Source organism: Paenibacillus timonensis (assembly GCF_022427145.1).
GTDB classification, from domain to species: Bacteria; Bacillota; Bacilli; order Paenibacillales; family Paenibacillaceae; genus Fontibacillus; species Fontibacillus timonensis.
Map to the genome: position 1 here is coordinate 34,626 of NZ_JAKSXN010000038.1, position 22,020 is coordinate 56,645.

At 55.3% G+C, this 22,020-nt stretch carries 18 protein-coding genes; all 18 read left to right on the plus strand.

Annotation, left to right across the window (positions count from 1 at the left end):
* Positions 1 to 370: 370 nt before the first annotated feature.
* The gene (locus MJ257_RS15635; RefSeq protein ID WP_240270115.1) at positions 371 to 2,110 is read left to right on the plus strand and encodes a peptide-binding protein; all 1,740 of its coding nucleotides are present in this window, start codon (positions 371 to 373) and stop codon (positions 2,108 to 2,110) included.
* A 129-nt stretch (positions 2,111 to 2,239) separates the two neighbouring features.
* Positions 2,240 to 3,211 carry an ABC transporter permease gene (locus MJ257_RS15640; RefSeq protein ID WP_240270117.1) on the plus strand — a complete coding sequence of 324 codons (972 nt, stop codon included), beginning with the start codon at positions 2,240 to 2,242 and terminating at the stop codon, positions 3,209 to 3,211.
* Positions 3,208 to 4,224, plus strand: a complete 1,017-nt coding sequence (locus tag MJ257_RS15645) for an ABC transporter permease (RefSeq protein ID WP_372489822.1) — start codon at positions 3,208 to 3,210, stop codon at positions 4,222 to 4,224. Before MJ257_RS15640 ends, MJ257_RS15645 begins: the two co-directional genes overlap by 4 nt.
* Positions 4,191 to 5,219, plus strand: coding sequence for an ABC transporter ATP-binding protein (locus MJ257_RS15650; RefSeq protein WP_240270119.1), 1,029 nt, complete (start codon positions 4,191 to 4,193; stop codon positions 5,217 to 5,219). Before MJ257_RS15645 ends, MJ257_RS15650 begins: the two co-directional genes overlap by 34 nt.
* Positions 5,216 to 6,256, plus strand: coding sequence for an ABC transporter ATP-binding protein (locus MJ257_RS15655; protein ID WP_240270120.1), 1,041 nt, complete (start codon positions 5,216 to 5,218; stop codon positions 6,254 to 6,256). The genes MJ257_RS15650 and MJ257_RS15655 overlap by 4 nt, the downstream gene beginning before the upstream one ends.
* Positions 6,257 to 6,559: 303 nt before the next feature.
* Entirely contained in the window at positions 6,560 to 7,651 is a 1,092-nt protein-coding gene (locus tag MJ257_RS15660) for an LCP family protein (protein WP_240270122.1), read from the plus strand.
* A gap of 167 nt (positions 7,652 to 7,818) precedes the next feature.
* Positions 7,819 to 8,247 (plus strand): CBS domain-containing protein, encoded by a 429-nt coding sequence (locus tag MJ257_RS15665; protein ID WP_240270124.1) that lies wholly within the window; start codon positions 7,819 to 7,821, stop codon positions 8,245 to 8,247.
* Positions 8,248 to 8,378: 131 nt separating this feature from the next.
* Positions 8,379 to 8,681, plus strand: a complete 303-nt coding sequence (locus MJ257_RS15670) for a MazG-like family protein (protein WP_068784277.1) — start codon at positions 8,379 to 8,381, stop codon at positions 8,679 to 8,681.
* A 6-nt stretch (positions 8,682 to 8,687) separates the two neighbouring features.
* The gene (locus MJ257_RS15675) at positions 8,688 to 9,608 is read left to right on the plus strand and encodes a DUF2232 domain-containing protein (RefSeq protein ID WP_240270126.1); all 921 of its coding nucleotides are present in this window, start codon (positions 8,688 to 8,690) and stop codon (positions 9,606 to 9,608) included.
* A gap of 11 nt (positions 9,609 to 9,619) precedes the next feature.
* The gene (locus MJ257_RS15680; RefSeq protein WP_240270128.1) at positions 9,620 to 11,602 is read left to right on the plus strand and encodes a DHH family phosphoesterase; all 1,983 of its coding nucleotides are present in this window, start codon (positions 9,620 to 9,622) and stop codon (positions 11,600 to 11,602) included.
* Positions 11,599 to 12,042, plus strand: coding sequence for a 50S ribosomal protein L9 (gene rplI, locus MJ257_RS15685; RefSeq protein ID WP_240270130.1), 444 nt, complete (start codon positions 11,599 to 11,601; stop codon positions 12,040 to 12,042). Before MJ257_RS15680 ends, rplI begins: the two co-directional genes overlap by 4 nt.
* Before the next feature lies 1 nt (position 12,043).
* Positions 12,044 to 13,405 carry a replicative DNA helicase gene (gene dnaB / locus MJ257_RS15690; RefSeq protein WP_178020913.1) on the plus strand — a complete coding sequence of 454 codons (1,362 nt, stop codon included), beginning with the start codon at positions 12,044 to 12,046 and terminating at the stop codon, positions 13,403 to 13,405.
* A gap of 348 nt (positions 13,406 to 13,753) precedes the next feature.
* A complete protein-coding gene (locus tag MJ257_RS15695) occupies positions 13,754 to 15,040 on the plus strand; it encodes an adenylosuccinate synthase (RefSeq protein ID WP_240270132.1) in 1,287 nt (428 codons plus the stop codon).
* A gap of 172 nt (positions 15,041 to 15,212) precedes the next feature.
* Positions 15,213 to 15,962 (plus strand): hypothetical protein, encoded by a 750-nt coding sequence (locus MJ257_RS15700; RefSeq protein WP_240270134.1) that lies wholly within the window; start codon positions 15,213 to 15,215, stop codon positions 15,960 to 15,962.
* A gap of 240 nt (positions 15,963 to 16,202) precedes the next feature.
* Positions 16,203 to 17,750, plus strand: a complete 1,548-nt coding sequence (locus tag MJ257_RS15705; protein WP_240270136.1) for a M23 family metallopeptidase — start codon at positions 16,203 to 16,205, stop codon at positions 17,748 to 17,750.
* Positions 17,751 to 17,931: 181 nt separating this feature from the next.
* Entirely contained in the window at positions 17,932 to 18,648 is a 717-nt protein-coding gene (gene yycF, locus MJ257_RS15710; protein ID WP_240270147.1) for a response regulator YycF, read from the plus strand.
* 1 nt (position 18,649) lies between these two features.
* A complete protein-coding gene (walK, locus tag MJ257_RS15715; protein WP_240270138.1) occupies positions 18,650 to 20,473 on the plus strand; it encodes a cell wall metabolism sensor histidine kinase WalK in 1,824 nt (607 codons plus the stop codon).
* Positions 20,470 to 21,930, plus strand: coding sequence for a YycH family regulatory protein (locus tag MJ257_RS15720; RefSeq protein ID WP_240270139.1), 1,461 nt, complete (start codon positions 20,470 to 20,472; stop codon positions 21,928 to 21,930). Before walK ends, MJ257_RS15720 begins: the two co-directional genes overlap by 4 nt.
* The last annotated feature ends 90 nt before the right edge of the window (positions 21,931 to 22,020 follow it).

The window sequence follows — 22,020 nt, forward strand, 5'->3', positions numbered from 1 at the left end:
TGTATTATGAACAATAATTCAACTGGTGCAATTTCCCTGCTAAAGGATCGGTTTAAGACCTTATTAACCGATGGTTTATATTGGACTTTCGTCGCACCTTATTACTACCCGCATTCGTACCCATCCACACTCGTTCCGACACTCGCGACGGTATCCATGGTCATTCAAAATGGTAGTTTGATGTAAACCACTGTTTAAGGATCTTTGAGTAAGACCCAAAACTGAAGCGGAAGAGGGGAGTAGAAAGAAGCCTGTTCGAAGGAACGAGGAACGATTAAAGGGGGAGATCGGAAAGCAAGTCCCAACTGGTAGCCAACTGGTGTACACGGAATGTTCTTAACGATCTATTTTAAGAGGAGGAGTCATTTAAATGGTGGCTAACAAGAAGAGTTTATGGTCCATTTTACTTATTTTGTCGCTGGTAGGGATTTTGTTTACGGGTTGCAGTACCAATAATACAGCTTCCAATACGCCGACTCCGACAGAGAACAATACGACCCCCGAGAATACGACCGAACCGGAAACGGAGCCGTCGGCTGACGAGCCGGTGGATGGCGGTGCGATTGTTCTTGGAACATTTTCCGACATTGTCACTGTGAACCCTATCTTTGTCAATGATACGTCCTCAGGGGATGTAGTTCAGTTTCTATTCGCCAAGTTGTACGACCTGGACCGCGAAGGAAACGTAGCCGTCGAACCATGGTCTTTGGCGGCGGAGCTTCCGCAGATTTCCGAGGACGGCCTTACATATACCGTAAAGCTGAAGGACACGGCCAAATGGAGTGACGGACAGCCGGTAACGGCGGATGATCTTATCTATACATTTGATACGGTGCGAAATCCGGATACGGGGTCGCCAGGGATTAGCCAATTTGATAAAGTGGATAAAATTGCGAAGGTTGACGATCTGACCGTCAATATCACCCTCAAACAAGTCTATGCACCGTTCCAATATACGCTGGTTACCGAACTTGTGCCTTCCCATATTCTCAAAGATATCCCGGTGAAGGAACTGCAGAAGGATCCATACGGTACGGACCCGGCGAAAACCGTCACCAACGGTCCTTGGAAATGGACCCAATGGAAGCAGGGCGAAAGCCATACGATGGACCTGGATCCGAACTATTGGGGAGCGAAGAAACCGCATATCCAACAGGTCGTGTATAAGATCTATGCGGATCAAAATACGGAAGTGCAAGCTTTGCTGAAAGGCGATGTCGACCATGTCAGCGCCATTCCGGTGACTCAGGTCGAGGCCGTGAAGGCCAACGACAAAATCGGAATCATTCAAAAGCCAGGCCAATCGTATGAATATGTCGGGTTTAACTTCGATCCGAAGAACTTCCCGGACAACTATGGCCTGTTTGATGGCCAAAAGACAAGACAGGCGATTGCCTATGCGATCAACCGTCAAGGGATGGTCGACAATATTCTGAAAGGCATCGGCGTGTTGATGAATGCTCCGTTCCTTCCGGATACGTGGGCTGACCCGAAAGATGCGGCCGTCAACTATGCATACGATCCGGAGAAAGCGAAACAACTGTTGGCTGAAGACGGTTGGGTGGCAGGCAAAGACGGCATCCTCGAGAAAGACGGTCACCGTTTCTCCTTCGAGCTCCAATATAACGCCGGCAATAGCCGCCGCGAACAAGTAGCCGCGGTCATTCAGCAAAACCTGAAGGATGTGGGCATTGAAGTCAAACCGAAAGGGATTGACTTTGCGGCCTGGATCGATCAAAACGTCAACCCGGGTAAATTCCAGGCGATCTTGCTGGCTTGGTCCTTGAACACGCCGGATCCGGATGCGGAGAGCATTTACTCCTCCAAGTACTTCCCGCCGGCAGGGCAAAACGTGGGCTGGTACAAAAACGAGAAGCTCGACCAACTGTGGGTCGACGGTTATTCCACGGTAGATCAAGCCAAACGTCAAGAGATCTATAAAGAAGTTGCTAAAGAAATTTCCACAGACCTGCCGTATGTGTTCCTTTATCAATACGGTAATGCCATCGGCTCCGGGCCAAGGGTTCACTGGAAGGAAGAAGATCGTCCGGAACCATCGCTGGGTTACGGGTATTTCTTCCACCTGATTAACTGGTGGGTAACCGAATAAGAAGAAGGGCGGATACAGGAAATAGAACCGCGGGAGGGGGAAAGGGAGCATTCTCTTTCTCCTTCTCCCTTTCAAGGCGAGAAAACTTGTCCCGCGGTTTTATACCTATCTCAATGAGGAGGATAAAAAATGACAGAATATCTGATCCGTCGCTTGCTGCAATCGGTACTGGTCATTTTTCTGATTACGGTCGTTACGTTTCTGCTGATCCATGCCGCTCCGGGGGGGCCGACCCAAGTCATGTTGGCTCCGGGACTTTCTCCGGAAGCATTTGAACAACAGAAACGGAATTTGGGCTTGGACCAGCCTGTGCCCATCCAATATATCCGGTGGGTTGGCGATTTGCTGCAAGGCGATTTCGGTTATACGTTCAAAAATCATCTTCCGGTAGCGGACCTGCTCTGGCCTCGTGTCGGCAATACGATGATTCTGATGGGCGCGGCTTGGCTGCTGACGCTGATCATCGCTCTCCCGTGGGGCATTTACAATAGTACCAAACAATATGGATTATCCGATCAAACGTCTTCTTTCCTATCTTATATCGGTTTCGCCATGCCCACCTTTTGGTTTGGCATTTTGCTGCAGCAGTGGTTTTCCCTTGGTCTAGATTGGTTGCCTTTGTCGGACATGCATACAAGAGGAAAAGAGAATAGCATTGCCGATTTATTAATGCATTTAGTGCTGCCAATAACCGTACTCTCTTTAGGATCCCTTGCCGCTTATATAAAATACGCCCGAGCGAGCATGCTGGAAGTGTTGGAGATGGACTACATCCGTACGGCACGCGCTAAAGGGGTTAAAGAAAGAAAAGTGGTATTTAGGCATGCCTTGCGCAATGCCCTGATCCCGATTATTACCATACTTGGCCTCGATTTGCCGTCCCTGGTAGCTGGCGCGGTACTTACCGAAAGCGTGTTTAACTGGCCCGGGATGGGCAGGTTTTTCGTCGATATGGCGATTGCCAGAGAGTATTCCGTATTAATGGCTATTACCATCGTAACTTCGGTTGTCGTTGTAGCCGGCAATTTACTGGCGGATATATTATACGCGATCGTGGATCCTCGGGTTAAATTAGGCGGAAAGGGGAGTACAGCGGCATGAGTGAGATGAAGATCAAGATGTCGTCCGGTACATCCCCGGAATCCAGGCCCCCGGGAGTCACCGATTCGCGATCGGTCAAACCAATGAAACCCGCTTTGCCCTCGAAGAAACCGCCTGGACCTTGGAGTACCCTGTGGAAAAAATTCTCGCGCAACCCCTACGCGATGACCGGGCTTGTGGTGTTATTGATATTTATCGGGCTGGCTGTCTTTGCTCCCTTCATCGCGAAACATGATCCGACCCGGATTGATATGATGTTCCCGAATCTGCCCGCCGGATCGGAAGGCCATCTGCTGGGGACGGATGAATTGGGGAGGGATGTCTTCGCAAGACTGCTGTTTAGTGCACGAATTTCCTTGTTAATCGGGTTTTCGGTGGCTTTTGCGTCGGTGTTTATCGGCTCCGTTATTGGGGCGATTTCCGGTTATTTTGGGGGCTGGATCGATACGGTATGCATGCGGATCGTCGACGTGATGAACTCCGTGCCGACCTTGTTTCTCAACATTCTGGTGTTGGCGATTTTCGGCTCCGAAATCAAATATATGATCATGATCCTCGCTTTTACGAGCTGGATGAGTATCGCCCGCTTGGTGCGCGGAAATTTCCTGCAGTTGCGGGAGATGCAATACGTGGAAGCTGCGCGGGCCATCGGGGTGTCAAATGCGGGGATCATATTCCGGCATTTGCTACGGAACTCCATGTTCCCGATTATCGTCAACGCCACGTTGATGGTCGGGGCGGCGATTTTGAGTGAATCCGCCTTGTCTTTCTTGGGCTTAGGCGTTCAAACGCCTGACACGAGCTGGGGGCTGATGCTGAGCAATGCGCAAGAATTCATGCTCATCGATAAAATGCAGGCCGTGTACCCCGGATTATGCATCTTGATTGTCGTCTTGGCGATTAACTTTATCGGTGACGGGATCCGTGACGCGCTGGATCCAAGACAGAGTATGAACAAATCCCGGAGGAGGCTGGCAAAATGGCGGAGAAACTTCTCGAAATCCGGAAACTGACAGCGGGCTTTTTCACGGAAAACGGGGTCGTCAAAGCTACGGACCAAATTTCGCTATCCATAGGTAAAGGCCAGACGGTTTGCCTGGTGGGCGAATCGGGCAGCGGGAAAAGCGTCACGTCATTAGCCGTAATGCGGTTAATCGATTATGCCGGCGGCTCGATTCTGGAAGGCAGCATTCAATTCCAAGGACAGGAGCTAACGGCAAAAACTCAAGAAGAGATGAGGAAGATTCGCGGCGACCGGATCGCGATGATCTTTCAGGATCCGATGTCGGCCTTGAACCCGGTGTTTACCGTAGGGGAACAAATTGCCGAAAGCCTGCGTCTGCACCAAAACAAAAACGGGGAAGAGGCTTGGAAGATGGCGGTCGACCTGCTCAAGCTGGTAGGCATTCCGGCGCCGGAAATCCGCGCGAAACAATACCCGCATCAGTTATCTGGCGGGATGTGCCAACGGGTCGTCATCGCCATTGCGCTTGCCTGCGATCCGGAGCTGCTGATCGCCGACGAGCCTACGACTGCATTGGACGTAACGGTACAGGCGCAAATCCTCGATCTGTTGCGGAAGCTGCAGGCCGAACTCGGCATGTCTATCCTGCTGATCACCCATGATATGGGCGTGGCGGCGGAAATGGCGGACCGGGTCGCGGTGATGTATGCGGGGGCGATCGTCGAGGAAGGGCCGGTGGAGCAAATTTTCAACCAACCGAGCCATCCGTATACAGTGGGACTTCTCCAATCGATCCCGGGGTTCGAAGGGGAACGGGGAGGAGAGCTATATACGATTCAGGGGACGATTCCCCCGATCGGGCAGTTGCCTACCGGATGCCGATTCCACCCCCGCTGTCCGCATGCGACGGAGGTGTGCCGGCAGAAGGAACCGCCTGAGTTTATGATTGGAGCCGACCATCGTACTTCCTGCTGGCTCTATGAAGATAAGCCGGTACGCTTGGGCGATGGCCACAGCAGCAGAGATGAGGTGAAACCTGCATGACGACGGAAACGGCAAATGTAGAGGTAAAGCGGTCGATCGCTTCGAATTCCGGGGAAATCCTGGTCGATATCCGCGGGATCAAGAAATATTTCCCGATTCATAAAGGCCTGCTCAGCCGGGTCGTCGGCCAAGTGAAAGCCGTGGACGACGTATCCTTGGCGATTCGCCAAGGGGAAACCTTCGGACTAGTCGGGGAATCCGGCTGCGGCAAATCGACGCTGGGACGCGTCATCCTTCGCCTGCAAGGAGCCACGGAGGGTGAAGTGGTATACCAGGGTCGGGACATCCATTCTTTGCGGGGGCAAGAGCTGCGGAAGCTGCGCGAAGAGATGCAGATTATTTTCCAAGATCCGTTTGGTTCGCTGAACCCACGTTTTTTGGTTAAAGATATCATCGGAGAACCGTTGCGCGTGCACCGCAGCATGTCACCTAAGCAGGTCGATGCACGGGTCGTAGAATTGATGGAGCTGGTCGGGCTGGACGCCAGCCGGCGCAATCGTTATCCGCATGAATTTTCCGGCGGGCAGCGGCAGCGGATCGGCATTGCCCGGGCAATAGCGCTGAATCCGAAGTTCATCGTGGCGGATGAAGCGGTGTCGGCGCTTGACGTATCCGTTCAATCGCAGGTCATTAACCTGCTCATGAAGCTGCAGCGAGAGCTTGGGCTGACGTTCCTGTTTATCGCCCATGGACTGAACGTCGTCCGGCATATTTCGGACCGGGTCGGCGTGATGTACCTGGGCAAGCTGGTGGAGGTCGGCGAGACGGAGACGTTATTCGCGGAGCCCCTTCACCCGTATACCGCCGCGCTGTTGTCGGCGATTCCGAAGCCGGTACCGGGCCGGAAGCAGGAGCGGATCGTGCTGCAAGGGGATGTTCCCTCACCGGCGAACCCGCCTTCCGGGTGCCGCTTCCATACCCGCTGTCCGTTCGCCCAAGCGCGTTGCTCCGAGGTAGAGCCGCAGTTGGTAGAGGCAGCCCCGGGTCGTCAGGTGGCTTGCCATTTCCCGCTGCAGCCGGGAACGGTGTTGGCCTAATCAACCGATAGCTCTATAGCATGCAAGTTCTGCAATTAATCACGTCAGGGGCCCGATCTCCGGGAAGGAGCGGGCCTCTCTCTATTTTTACGCCACAACCCCATTTGCAGCCAGTCTGGTTGGCCGTCCAGCATCTGCATGTGCCGTATTGTTGTACCCGAATTCCCCGATGTGTTATAGTACGAAGCGGTAGAGTTGTTTTCAAGGGTAAGAGGCCAAGAAGAGTAGAACAAGTAGATTAGCGGCGAAAACATAGATGGATCATGGCGAGATTAAACAGATCGGCGATGGAGGCGTAAATCAATGATTGAACGACAGAGTAGGCAGAAGATGAAACCGAGGAAAAACCGAAAAAAAATAGCAATCCTCACGCTAGTAGTTCTATTAGTACTTGGAGCGGGGGGATATTTGTTCCGCAAACCCCTTGCCGTGATGGCATTTGATTTGTTCCTGTCGGGCAAAGTCGAGGAAACGCTGGAACGCTCGTATTCTCCGCTCGAAGGGGAAGAAGCGAAACCGGTGCAACCGCAGGAAGAGAAGATGGAACCGTTCAGCGCGCTGCTGCTCGGCGTGGATCAGCGAAATAATGAGCCGGCCCGATCGGATACGATGATCTATGCGGTGGTGCGGCCGGAGGATGCCAAGGTCCTGTTGGTCTCCATCCCTCGCGATACCTACACGGAGATCGTTGGCAAAGATAAGGAAGACAAGATCAACCACGCGTATGCCTTCGGCGGCGAGAAAATGGCCAAGGACACGGTGGAGAATTTCATCGGGTATCCGGTCGATTATTACGCGGCCATCAATTTCCAAGGCGTGCGGGATATCGTAGACGCGCTTGGGGGCGTGGAGCTGCCGATCACCAAGGATATCGTAAATAAACAAGCCGATCACGAGAAGTTTACGATTAAGGCAGGCAAACCGCTGTACGACGGCACGGAGGCTTTGAATTTCGTACGTTATCGCGAGGACAGCGATTTTAACCGGACGAAGCGGCACCAAGTGTTCTTGAACGCCATGGTCGACCGGATGTTAAAGCTGAACCAAGTGACAAAAATTCCTGAATTGATGAACCTGATGGGCGATAATTTTAAGACGGACCTGCCGCCGAACCAAATTATCGATTTGTCGAAGCAAGTGCTGCTGGGCGATGCGACTCCGCAAATCAGCGGATTTACGATCATGGGCGAAGGGATGCGGCTGAACGGCGTTTATTATGACAAAGCCAACGAAGAAGATGTGGACTTTGCCAAAGAGATGATCGACAACTGGCTCAACCCGGAGACGGAGGCCTCCGCCTTGATTACGCCGGAATCCCGTGATGCCGAGAAGGCCGGGACGAGCCAAAACGGCGCGCAGGGAACGGCGACAAACAGCAATAGCAAGAATGAGTAATCTTGGGGCATCATACTTTAGATTAAACCGCTTTATAGGCTTATTTCAGACCTCGGCAGTCCGGTGTTCCGGCTGCCGATTTCACGCGGGTCGGCCCGGAACATATTCCGTTTCGAAACGTATCAATTAGGGGAGTCTGAATGAAGGATGAGGAGGATTTTGTTCTCATGAATATAGCGTTCTTTTTACTTCCGAAAAATGACGTGGTGACCGTGACGCTGGATTCCACTTTGCGGCAAACGTTGGAACGCATGGAGTTTCACAGGTATACAGCGGTGCCGATCATCGATCAAGACGGGGCGTATGTCGGCACGGTAACGGAAGGCGATTTGTTGTGGCACATGAAAAACTCGAACGGCAAAATCAATTTTGAGACCGCTTCAAAATTTCTGCTGAAGGACGTTCCGCTTAAGATGGACATCAAGCCCGTGCGGATCGATGCCGATATGGAGGACCTGATCAATCTGGCAAAGGTGCAGAACTTCGTGCCGGTGGTGGATGACCGGGGCCGGTTCATCGGGATCGTCCGGCGCAGCCAGATCATCGAATATTGCGAAAAGTTCGTGACCAAGGACGTTTCATCGTCGAGTTTTTGAACTACCTTTTCAATGAAGGTTCAAAAAGTTAGGTTCCCTTATAATAGCAAGGGTTTGCGTCTTTTGTCGCGATTGCATTATGCTATAATGAAGAATAAAGCTTTTTTCGGGGAGGGTGGAAGCTGTCCGCCATGCATAAGGAAATGGATGTGGCCAAACGTGCCAAGGTGATTGAATGGCTCAAGACGGAAGTAGTCGATCACGTATCCCGTTTGTTTAAGGCATTATGGGAAGGCAGCACGACGCGGGTAACGGACAGTCTTGCCAGCCTGATTGTCAGCAGTTATATTTTGGGGCGGAGACTAGGTGTTTCCTATCGGGATATGGATGACAGCATCTTGGAAAAACTAAGAAAACATAAGCAGGAGGGTCACCAGCTCGAGGATTGGTATCAAGATATTTCTACCCTGGAAGAACATATGCGTAAGAGGTGAACCCATTTGAAGTTACGCTGGACATCGGTGGCTTGGAGCGCCGCATATTTGCTGCTTCTGTTGTCGCTTGCAACTCCGCTAACCGTGATTACGATGTTTTTTCTGATCGTGCCGGGCATCTTGCTGTATACGACCTTGTCGACAAGAGCGTTTCTCGTGCACGTGGCGGTGGTCTGGCTGGCGGCTTCGCTGATCTTCGGACCGGTTATTCTGCTGCAGGCCCTGTATTTTATCATCCCTTCGATCGTCATGGGCTATTTATATAAGAAAAGAGGCCCGGCTTTCCGCACGGTGATGGCGGGTGCGGGCACGATTCTGCTGGAATTTTTGCTGATCCTTCTGATCAGCACGGTATTCTTTGACTTCAATCTGGCCAACGCGATCGAAGACCTGCTCAATTCGGCCATGGCCCCGTTTACGAACGTCGCCGACAGCTCGCTGACGGGCGGATTCGTATGGTCTCCGGAGATGAGCCAGCAGTTCTCCAGCCTGACGGTGCGGATGATTCCGTTTACGATGATCGTCTTCTCGCTCCTGATCGCTGCGGTGGCGCACGCCATCTCCCGGCCGACGTTGTCCAGCTTGGGGCATGCGGTGCCGAAGCTGCCGCCGGTTCGCGATTGGCGGCTGCCGCGTTCGCTGATCTGGTACTATTTGATCGGCGTGCTGCTGCAGTGGTTCGGCGGGGAAGCCGTACAGCAGGGGTTCATGGGTACGATTTTGCTGAACTTGATGCCGCTGCTGCAATTTCTCTTCATGGTGCAAACGGCAAGCTTCTTCTTCTTTGCGGCCTATCACCGCAAGTGGAATCCGGTCATTCCGATCCTGCTTATCGTGGCGATGTTGATTATTCCGCCGCTGCGGATCGTGGGGATTCTGGACATTGCGTTTCCGCTACGGGATATGATTACGAGATCAAGACGATAGGGTGAGAAGGCATGCCTAATATTTTGCAAAAACGTTGGTACGGTTACCAAACCGTATGGATGTTCATGCTTCAGTTGCTGCTCGTCATCTTCGTCTCCTACTTTAACTGGATTTTGGGGCTGGTTTGCTTATGCCTCGTCGGCGTGTTGACGTACAGCATGCTGCGGGCGGAGCGGCAGTTCCGCAAAGAGCTGATCCGCTACGTGACCGATTTGAACTACCGGATCAAACGGGTAGAAGGCGAGGCCGTCGGCAAGCTGCCGTTCGGCCTGATGCTCTACAGCGAAGAGCGGACGGTGGAATGGCATAATCATTTCGTGACCGGGATGTACGGCAAAGATTCCGTCGTAGGTCTGCCGCTGTCCGAGCTGCTGCCGCAGCTTCCCGTGCCAAGCCGGGACAAGAAGGACGGGAGCGGCGCCCGGACAACCGTGGAAACGATGGTTGGGGAGCGTTACTACGAGCTGACCGTCGATGCCAACGAGCGGCTCATTTACATCCACGACATGACGGAGCTGGCGGTACTGCGCAGCCGGTACGAAGATGAACGGGCCGCACTTGGCATCGTGCTGCTGGATAATCTGGACGAAGCCACCCAGGGCATGGACGACCAGCAGCGGACCGCCTTGATCGCCCGCGTGGCGACGGCGATCACGGAATGGGCCAAACAGTACCGCGTTTACCTGCGGCGGCTGTCCTCCGAGCGATATCTGATGATTCTGAATCAGAAATCGCTGGACGAACTGGAGCAAAGCCGGTTCGTCATCCTGGACGAGGTCCGCGAAATGACCGCGGACCTGAAGGTGCCGATTACGCTCAGCATCGGCCTCGCTTTTGGCGCCGAGCGTTTCAGCGAGCTGGGCGAACTCGCCCAGTCCAGCTTGGATATGGCGCTCGGCCGCGGGGGCGACCAGGCCGCGGTGAAGGCCGGTCAGCGGTTGTCCTTCTATGGCGGCAAATCCGGCGCCATAGAGAAGCGGACGCGCGTCCGCGCCCGCGTCATCGCGCATGCCTTGCGCGATTTGATGCAGGAGAGCGACCGCGTCATCATCATGGGCCATCGCGTTCCGGACCTCGACGTGATCGGCGCCTCCATCGGCGTGCTGAAAGCCGCCGATATGTACAAGGTCGAGGCCCACATCGTACTGGATGGCCCGAACCCGGCGATCGAGCGCCTGATGGAGCGCATCGGCAAAGAGGAGGCCCTGCTCCGGCGGTTTATCTCGCCGGAGCAGGCCCTGAATATGATGACCGAGCATACGCTGCTCGTGCTCGTCGATACGCATAAGGCCTCCATCACGATGGAGCCCCGGCTGGTCGAAGAAGCAAGCCGCGTCGTCATCGTGGATCACCACCGCCGCGGCGAGGAATTCGTGGCCGATGCGGTACTCGTCTACCTGGAGCCTTACGCCTCCTCGGCCTGCGAGCTCGTCACCGAGCTGCTGCAGTACATTCACGAGAAGGTGGAGCTCAGCCCGCTGGAGGCGACGACGCTGCTCGCGGGCATCACCGTCGATACGAAGCATTTCGCGCTCCATACCGGCTCGCGGACGTTTGAGGCCGCGGCGTTCCTCCGCCGGAACGGGGCGGACACGGTGATGGTGCAGCGAATGCTGAAGGAAGACCTGCAGGAATACATCGCCAAGGCCGACATCATCAAGCATGCCCGCATGATCCATGGGCATATCGCCTTGGCGGTGACGGAGCCGAACCGCAAAATCCCGCAGCTGTTGATCGCCCAAGTGGCGGATACGCTGCTGAACATGACGGGCGTACTCGCTTCGTTCGTGATCAGCGAGCGGCCGGACGGCCTGATCGGGATCAGCGCCCGTTCACTCGGGAGCATGAACGTGCAGGTGGTCATGGAGCGGCTCGGCGGCGGAGGACATTTGACGAATGCAGCCGTTCAGTTGGAAGGAACCCAGGCGGAAGCGGAGAAAAGGCTGCTCGCCGTGCTGGATGAAATAGAGAAGGAAGAGGGGTTATTCGAATGAAAGTGATCTTTTTGAAGGATGTCAAAGGCCAAGGGAAAAAAGGGGAAATCAAAGAAGTATCGGAAGGCTACGCACAAAACTTCCTGATGCCGCGCGGGCTGGTTCGTCCGGCGACGGAGGGCAACGTGAAGACGCTGGAGCAGCAAACGGCATCCGAGCTGAAGCGCAAAGCCCAGGAGAAGGAAGAAGCGATCCAGCTGGGCAAGAAGCTGGAGGAAATGACCGTCCAGTTGAAAGCGAAAGCCGGCGAAGGCGGCCGACTGTTCGGCGCGATTACCAGCAAGCAAGTCGCGGAGGCGCTGGAGAAAGCCGGCGTGAAGCTGGATAAGCGCAAAATCGAAATGCACGATCCGATCCGGACGCTGGGCGTAACGCAAGTGCCGGTTAAGCTACACCCGGAAGTGAAATCGACGCTTAAGGTTCAAGTCACGGAGGAATGAGATGAGCGGCGATCTGTTTTTTGACCGGATCCCCCCGCAAAACCTAGAAGCCGAGCAGGCGGTTCTCGGGGCCGTGCTGCTGCAGTCGGAAGCGCTCATTTCCGCGATGGAGCGGGTGCGGACCGAGGATTTTTACGATAAGCCCCATCAATTGATCTTTGAAGCGATGGTTCAGCTGGGCGAGGAAGGCAAGCCGATCGACCTCGTCACGTTGACGGCCAAGTTGAAGGACCGCGGCGAGCTCGAAGAGATCGGCGGCGTCAGTTATTTGGCCAAGCTGGCCCATGCCGTGCCGACGGCGGCCAACGTGGATTATTACGCGCGAATCATCGAAGAGAAATCGATGCTGCGGCGGTTGATCCGTACGGCGACGCAAATCGTCAGCGACGGTTATACCGGCGGCGAAGACGTGGCCGATATGCTCAGCGATGCCGAACGGCGCATTTTGGAGATCTCCAACCGCCGCTCGGGCAGCGGGTTTATCGCCATTCGCGACGTGCTGATGGAAGTGTTCGAACGCGTGGAGACGCTGCATCAGAACCGGGGTACAACAACCGGGATTCCATCCGGGTTCGTTGATTTGGATAGAATGACAGCCGGATTCCAGCGGAGTGACTTGATCATCGTAGCGGCGCGGCCTTCCGTAGGTAAAACCGCGTTTGCCTTGAATATCGCGCAGAACGTGGCGGTTCGCGCCAAAGAGACCGTGGCGATCTTCAGTCTGGAGATGTCCGCGGCCCAGCTGGTGCAGCGGATGATCTGCGCCGAAGCGAACCTCGATGCCAGCGTCATGCGGACCGGGGACTTCAAAAGCGATGACGATTGGTCGAAGCTGACGATGGGCATTGCCGCCTTGTCGGAAGCGGAGATTTATATCGACGATACCCCGGGGATCACGGTTGCCGATATCCGGGCGAAATGCCGCCGGCTCAAGAAGGAACGCGGCTTGGGCATGATCGTAATCGACTACCTGCAGCTGATTCAGGGCCGGGGCAAACCCGGAGAGAACCGGCAGCAGGAGGTCTCGGAAATTTCCCGGACGCTCAAGCAAATCGGCCGGGAGCTGGAAGTGCCGGTCATCGCTTTGTCCCAGTTAAGCCGGGGCGTCGAGCAGCGGCAGGACAAGCGTCCGATGATGTCCGACCTTCGGGAATCCGGTTCCATCGAGCAGGACGCCGATATCGTAGCGTTTCTGTACCGGGACGATTACTACAATCAAGAGACGGAGAAGAAGAACATCATCGAAATCATCATTGCCAAACAGCGGAACGGCCCCGTCGGGACGGTGGAGCTGGTGTTCTTGAAGAACTTCAACAAGTTCGCCAATTATGAGCGGGCCCATGCGGACGCTTTTGCAGGATAGGACTTATATCTTACATTAGTACCTCTGGACATATTGGATTCTAAGGGCTGACCTAACGCGTCGCCCTTTTTTGTTGGGTTCATGAATTAATTCCGAACATTTGTAAAATGTTATCGAAAGATCGTTCGCTTTTTAATTTGACTTTAAAAATAGAGACTGTTAAACTGGTATTGCTGCGTTAAAGCGATAGACCAGTCGCGGTTTGATGTCAGCGGCGCGTTGCTAGCGCGTACAACAAGATGAATTGTCGCATCGGCCTACGGGTTGCGGGAAGCGATCAGCAATCGGAAGGCTGTCTTTTGCAATGTTCAAATACAGGTGCTTGACGCACCGGGCGGGGGAATGTACATGTCAACGGTAGTCGTTGTGGGAACGCAATGGGGAGACGAAGGTAAAGGTAAAATCACGGATTTCTTGGCGGAAAGCGCCGATGTGGTGGCCCGTTATCAAGGCGGCAACAACGCCGGTCACACCATTCTTATCGACGGCAAGAAGTACAAACTCACCTTGATTCCGTCAGGCATCTTCAATCAAAATAAACGTTGCGTCATCGGCAATGGGGTCGTCATTAACCCGGCTGCATTGATCGAAGAGATCAACTATGTGGAAGAGAACGGGTTCAGCGCGAAAAATCTGGTGATCAGCGACCGGGCTCATGTCATTTTGCCGTATCACTTGGTTTTGGACGCTTTGGAGGAAGAACGCAAAGGTGAGAACAAGATCGGGACGACCAAGAAGGGGATCGGGCCGGCCTATATGGATAAAGCCTCCCGCAGCGGGATTCGGATTGCCGATTTGATGGATCCGGAGGAGTTTGAAACCAAACTGCGCCACATCATGAAGGAGAAAAACCATCTGATCGAAACCGTCTATGGCGGGCAGCCGCTGGACGTGGAGGAAGTGCTGCAGCAATATCTGGAGTACGCGGAAATCATCCGTCCGTACGTTGCCGATACGTCGGTGATTTTGAACGATGCGATCGATGCCGGCGAGAAGGTGTTGTTCGAAGGAGCGCAAGGCGTCATGCTCGACATCGACCAAGGCACCTATCCGTTCGTCACGTCGTCCAATCCGTCGGCCGGCGGGGTCTGCAACGGCAGCGGCGTAGGACCCACGAAAATCCACCAGATTATCGGCGTCGCGAAAGCGTACACGACCCGTGTCGGCGATGGTCCGTTCCCGACCGAGCTGTTCGACGAAATTGGCGACATGATCCGCGAAACCGGCCATGAATACGGGACGGTCACCGGGCGCCCGCGCCGGGTGGGCTGGTTCGACAGCGTGGTTGTCCGCCATACGCGCCGCGTGAGCGGGTTGACCGGGCTGTCGCTCAACTCCCTGGACGTGTTGACCGGTCTCAAAACCGTAAAAATCTGCACCGGTTATAAATACCGCGGCGAGATCATCACCCACTACCCGGCCAGCTTGAAAATGCTCGCGGAGTGCGAAGCCGTGTACGAAGAGATGCCGGGCTGGTCGGAGGATATTTCCGGCGCGAAAACGCTGGAGGATCTCCCGGAGACCACCCGTAATTACGTTCGTCGCGTGTCCGAGTTGACCGGCGTGCCGATCGCGATTTTCTCGGTAGGCCGCAACCGCAGCCAGACCAATCAGGTGCTGCCGATCTACGAATAATCCAAAAGCATAGACTATGAGGCTATCACCAAGCCGCCGATAGGGGATGGAAACATCGCTCTGCCGGCGGCTTTCTTTTCTAGTTTTGGTCCGGGGTAAGATTGAAATCGGGTTTCGTCGTCCATACTGGAGGTTGAGAGACTAGATTCTTAGGCAGTAGGAGGACAAAACGATGAAATGGCTCGGATGGATCTTGAAATTATGCATAACGATCGTAGCGGTCAGCCTATTGACCGTTGCCACGACGGGATACATCGTCAATTCGTACATCCAAACGTTATTGAGCAGCTACAATCTGCCCTTAACCGGGCAGGCTCCCGGCTTCGGCGGGATTGTGAAGGGCATGTTGGGGTTTGGCGGAACCGCAGGCCGTGCGGATGAGGCGGAAGGAGATGCCGATCCAGGAGACGGCGACGGCGGTACAGCCAAGATCGGCAACGCTGAGAACAGCGCCGATGGGAATCGCACAGGCGACGCCGGCTCGGGCAAGACAGAAGACGAAGTGGCGGATACGTCCGGTAGCGGCGGGAAGAATAGCGGCACTCCGAAGGGAACGACGGAAACGAACGGGAACCCGGCCGGCGGTACCGGTACGGACGCCAATGGAACGGAGGCCGACGCGCCGGAGGATGCATTGCCGGTGATGGGCGGGATGAACGGGGGAGAAGCGTTGGGCGAGGACCAGCAGGTGGTGGTGACGCCGGACGATCTCGTCGCCAAGAAAGAGGAGCTGCCCGATAAGCAGAAGGAGGAGATTTTTGCAATTCTCATGAAGAAGCTGCCGCAGGAGGACATGCAAATCTTAACCGTCGCCTTAGAGGGCGGATTGACCGAAACGGAAATGATTAACATCGAGCAGATCTTGTCGAAACATTTGGACAAAACGGAATACGCCAAGGTCATGGAATTGTTAAAAAAGTAAACGCCAAAACGCCCGTCTATAGGGAATGTCAGCGTTAACATTCACAGGATTGTAAATTTAAACAGTCGGCCGAGATGCCGGTAAAATCGCGAGAACCCGCTTCGTTAAGCGGGTTGTTTGCATTTGGGCCCAAGGTTGAAATCCCTTGCTGGGCTGTGTTAAAGTAAACAATAGCGGCAAAAGGTTAAAATTTTGACACCATTTTAAGTCGAATCGAGTCGATGAATAAAGGAGATCGGTATGAAAGGTTTTACGGGAAAACGTTGGCAGCTGTGGCGCGGAGACAACTCTCGAACGCAGGAGCAACACAGCCGCCCGGAAAACGATTCAGAGAGATCCGAACCGGAGAGCGGGCGAAGATGGCCTGATCTTCTGAAATCCCGCAAGGTCGCCCTGACCGGGGCCGCCGTGGTATTGATCGCAGGTACGGTCTATTTGGCAGGGCAGCAATACGTCAAGGCCAATACGGTAGCTTATTACCGGGTTTACGTCGGCGGGAAGGAAATTGGCACGATCGCGAGCGAATCGCAATTAAAGGCTCTGATTGAACGCAAGGAGCAGGAATATAAACAGAAATACCCGGGCGTGGAGATGGCGGTAAATACCGAGGACATCACCACCAAACCGGAGCAGGCCTACAAAGCTGAAGTCGACGCCGAATCGACGCTGAACGAGCTGTACGGGATGTTAACCGGTTATGCCAAAGGCGTAGAACTGAAGGTGGACGGCAAAGTGATTGCCGTTGTGAAGGACCAGGCGGCAGCCCGTGAGGTACTGGACCGAGTCAAATCGCAATACGCCCCGAATGTGGAGGCCAGCACCCTGGCAGCTAAAGTAAAACGGACCGGCGGCAGCGCATCGGCGGGGGCCAAAACGAAAGCCTCCAATGCGACCCTGGAAACGGTGGAAATTGCCGAGGAGGTGGCGCAAGGAGAGGTCAAATCGGACCCCAACAAGGTGTTGAGCCCCGAGGAAGCCGTGCGAAAGATCCTTCAAGGGGACGAGGAAGCCATTCAGTATGAGGTACAGGAAGGGGACACGATCTCGTCGATCGCGGCCCGTTTCGATGTGTCGCAGAAGGAGCTGTTCGCAAACAATCCCGGGATTGAAGAGTTAACGTTGCAAATCGGAACGGTGCTCAACGTAAAAGCGGTCCAGCCGGCGCTTACGGTTCGTACGGTGGAGCACGTAACGGAACAAATCGTCACCGAACCGCAGGTGATCGTGAAGACGAACGCCGGCATGCGATCGGGACAGACCAAAGTCGTCTCGCCCGGTACGAGCGGCCTGAAAACGATGGAGTACCGGATCACGAAGGAAAACGGCATGGTCGTGGACGAAGAATGGTTAGGCCAGGAAGTCACGAAGAAATCGTCGCCGAAAATCGTCGTGCGCGGGACGAAGGTCGTACTGGGCGAAGGGACCGGGCAGTTCGCCTGGCCGGTGTCCAGCGCCAAGATGACGAGCAGCTACGGCGAGCGCTGGGGGCGGACGCATAAAGGCGTCGACCTCGTGTCCTCGAACCGCAGCATCCTCGCCGCGGATGACGGGGTTGTCACGTTCGTCGGGACGAAGACGGGGTACGGCAACTGCATCGTCATCGACCACAAGAATGGCTATGAAACGCTGTACGGCCACCTAAGCAAGATCAGCGTGAAGAAAGGGCAAGTCGTCGAGAAGGGCGACAAGATCGGCGTGATGGGCAACACCGGGCGCTCGACCGGTACGCATCTGCATTTCGAGATTCACAAGAACGGCAGCATTCAGAACCCGATGAAGTACCTATAATGCGAGTAAAACAAGACCCGCAGCCCGTGAGGGAGGCGGGCTTTTTTTTGCTTCATAGATGAATTACCCAGATATGCGAGCTGTCAATCGTTACCGGATCCGCGGATAGCTGATGCGGCGTCAGATATGGTAAGATAGAGGGAGCAAAAGCCCATGGCTGAAAGTTGGGGTGAACGAAGTCATGCAAGGAAAAATTCTGGTCGTGGATGACGAGAAACCCATTGCGGATATTTTGAAATTCAATTTGGAAAAAGAGGGCTACGAGGTCGTGCTGGCCTTCGACGGGATTGAGGCAACCCGGCTGGCGTTCTCCGAACAACCGGACCTGATTCTGCTCGATTTGATGCTGCCCGGCAAGGACGGGATGGACGTGTGCCGGGAGGTGCGGGCGAAGCTTGAAACGCCGATCATCATGCTGACGGCCAAGGACGGGGAGATCGACAAGGTGCTGGGGCTGGAACTGGGAGCCGACGACTACGTGACCAAGCCGTTCAGCACGCGCGAGCTGCTGGCCCGGGTCAAGGCGCAGATGCGACGCCAGCAGAAGTCGGCGGCGGTTGAAGGCGCGGAGGACACGAAGCAGGGAATCAGCCTGTTTGAACTGTTCATCGATACGGACATGTACACGGTGCATAAGAACGGCGAGCCGCTGGACCTCACGCACCGGGAGTTTGAGCTCGTGCATTATCTGGTCAAGAACGCCGGCAAGGTGATGACCCGGGAACACCTGCTGCAAGCGGTGTGGGGCTTCGAGTATTTCGGCGATGTCCGTACGGTGGACGTGACGATTCGCCGGCTGCGCGAGAAGATCGAGAAGGATCCGAGCAAGCCGGAGTACATTTTGACGCGGCGGGGATTGGGGTATATGATGCGAAGCTCCAAGGCGGGTGGACTCTAGAATGAATCTGCCCTCTTTTTTTCGTACGATCCAGGCCAAACTGATCATCATTTACGTGCTGCTCATCCTGATCGCTATGCAACTGATCGGGGTGTATTTCGTGAGCGCGATGAAGACCTCGCTGACCAGCAACTTCACCAAGGAGCTGCAGGAGCGGGCAGAGTTGCTCTCCGTATTGGCGGCGCAAAACCTGGGCGTGACCGGAGAGTCGGCGGAGGAATCGCTGGAGAATCTGCGCGTGCTGGTCAATAACCTGTTCAATATCGGCGGGGCGGAGATTCAGGTGCTCGATGCGAGCGGCAAGGTGCTGACGACGTCCAAGCCGTCCCACGCCGACTACGTAGGCACGAAGAACACGCAGACGGTCGTAAGCCGGGCCTTGCAGGGGATCCGCGACAACGAGGAATACATCATCGATGAGGATAACGTCAGGAAGAAGGTCGTTGCCAAGCCGGTGGTCAGCGGCGGGAAAATCGTCGGCGCCATCTACATCGCGGCGTCGATGAGCGAGTTATACAGTACGATGGAGCGGATTAATAATATTTTCATATCCGGGATTTTGCTGGCGCTGGGGCTGACGGCGGTGCTTGGCGTGATTTTGGCCCATACGATCACCTCGCCGATCAAGGAGCTGACCCGTCGCGCCACGGCGGTGGCCGAAGGGGAGTTCCACCAGAAGATGCCCGTGCTCGGCAACGACGAAATCGGACAGCTTAGCAAAGCGTTCAACTACATGACCAGCCGGCTGCGCGATGCGCTGGCGCAAAACGAGGAAGAGAAGGAGAAGCTCGCTTCGATTCTGACGAACATGAGCGACGGGGTGATCGCGACGGATGAGACCGGCCGGGTCATCCTGATGAACCGGCGCGCGAGCGAAATGCTGGGGACGCCGGATGCGGCGACCGATCGGGCCGATATCATGTCGCTGCTGAACCTGCCGGATGAGGAGAAGAATGTACTGGAGCAAGGCACGATGCACTCGACGATCCTCGAGAATACCGGGCCGGACGGCGATGTCTTCCTGATCCGGGTGACGTTTACGCCGATCCATCGGCGGGAGATCGGGATCATCGGCACGATCGCCGTGCTCCAGGACGTCACCGAGCAGGAGAAGCTGGAAGCGTCGCGTCGGGAGTTCGTAGCCAACGTGTCGCACGAGCTGCGGACGCCGCTGACGACGATCAAGAGCTACACGGAGGCGCTGGAGGACGGCGCGATGGAGGATCCGGAGCTCGGGCCGCGGTTCGTGTCCGTCATCCAGAACCAAACCGAGCGGATGATCCGCCTCGTCACCGACCTGCTGCACCTGTCGCGCTTCGATTCTCAGGAAGCTCAGTTGCGCAAGCAGCCGACGAACGTGATGGAGATGTTGGAGGAAGTGGCCGACCGGTTTTCTTTTCAGATGCAGGAGAAGGGGATCAAGCCTACGCTGTTTATCGCCAGCGACGTGGACACGGCCTGGATCGACCGCGACCAGATCGACCAGGTGTTGGACAACCTGATCTCCAACGCGATGAAGTATACGCCGGAAGGCGGTACCATTACGCTGGAAGCGCGCCTGACCGAAGACCGCCAGCTGGCGATATCGGTGCAGGATAACGGGATCGGGATTCCGAAGAAGGACCTGGATCGGATTTTTGAACGATTCTATCGCGTCGATAAGGCGCGTTCACGGAATATGGGCGGGACGGGCTTAGGCTTATCCATTGCCCGGGAAATTGTGCGGGCGCATGGCGGGACCATTTCCCTGCAGTCGGAGTTTGGCAAAGGCACGAAAGTGACCTTTACGCTGCCGGCGGAGAAGCAAGGAGGCGAAGCGCGGTGAAGGAAAGGGTCAAATCGCTGGCGCTGGCCTTGCTGGTCGCGTGCAGCCTGGTACAGAGTTATTTCCTGATCTATCAATTGCCGGGCAGCAATCCGGTGGTCAAATCGGAGAGCGACTACATCCGCACGGAGAACATGGGGACGACCCTGGAGGCGGATTCGATGCTCTTTCCGGCGCAAATCGCCGTGCATATGGGCGAGGAGCGGCACACCGTGTTTTACCCGGATTCGACGTTTTACAATTTGATCTACAACCGGCTGAAGGGCCGCCAGTTCGAAGGTTTCCAGCGGTATGACATCGACAATATCAACTGGTCGGACATCCGCAGCAAGGATATCGGCGTAGAACTGGAATTCGGCGGTGGCGTCCCGGTGGAGCTGCTGCAGAAGGTGATGCAGATTGCGCCGGACCCGCTGTTCGACGCGGAGAACGTCAATCGGCTGCTGATCTACAACACGGGAACCGATGATCAGGTGCGCGTCTTCTTCTTCAGCTCGCAGGGCGACGTCGTGTACGAAGCAACCAAAGCGGATTTAACGGTGCAGGACGTGCAGCAGCAGGTCGATTTCGGCAAGGATTGGGTGCCGTATACGTTGACGGAGGGTTATTACGTTCCCGAAGAGCCGGTCGATCTGGTCGAAACCGGTTTGAACACCGGGTTGTATACGACGGAGCAGATGCAGCGGAGCTTGTTCTTTGATCCGAGCATCACCCGCTATATCCGGGAAAAAGACGGCTCCGAAATCTACACGGACAGCAAACGCAGCCTTCAAGTCAAGCAAAACCGAAACTGGATCAACTACACCGATCCGGCCGCGCCCTCGACAGGGGAGAACAGCCCAAGTAAAAACGTGCTGTCGGCGATTGATTTCGTCAACGATCACGGCGGATGGAGCGGGAAATACCGGTTAGAGCAAACGAGCGAGGGGATCGAGGAAGACCAGCATCGGGTCGTGTTCCAGCAATATTACGGAACCGGGCAGTTTGGCGCGTTCCCGATCCTCGACCTGTCGACGTTCCATTACGGGGCAATCACACTCGAAATGCGCCAAGGCACGATCACTGGCTATGAGCGGTCGTTGATCTACAGCTCCGGCGGAAGTTGGGAGAAGAAAGTCGTCTCTCTGCCGGGCGGCAAGGCGTTGCGGGAGAACATCGCAGCGCTCAAGGCGGAGGCGAGCATTGCCGGGTTGTACCCGGCGTACCTGCCGTCGCTCACCGAGAAAGGTCTGCTGCTGAAGCCGACGTGGGTCGTCGAGCTGAGCAACGGCGCGACCCGGGTGCTGAACCTGGGGGCGGTGGAGAAGGCCGGAGCGGAGGCGGACGAGGGGGCTGGCGCAGGCCGTGATGCTGGTGCCAATGCTGGCACAGGTGCTGAGGTTGGCGTTGATGGGGGTGCTGGTAATAACACTGGTACAGATGCAGGTGCAAATCCGGATACAAATGGAAACGAGTGACCTAGTGGTCTAGTGGCCTCTTCCGAGTCTAACGTTTCTTTTAACGGACTCAGGTGCCGCTATTGGGCCAAAGTTTGGTGGATCTTCACG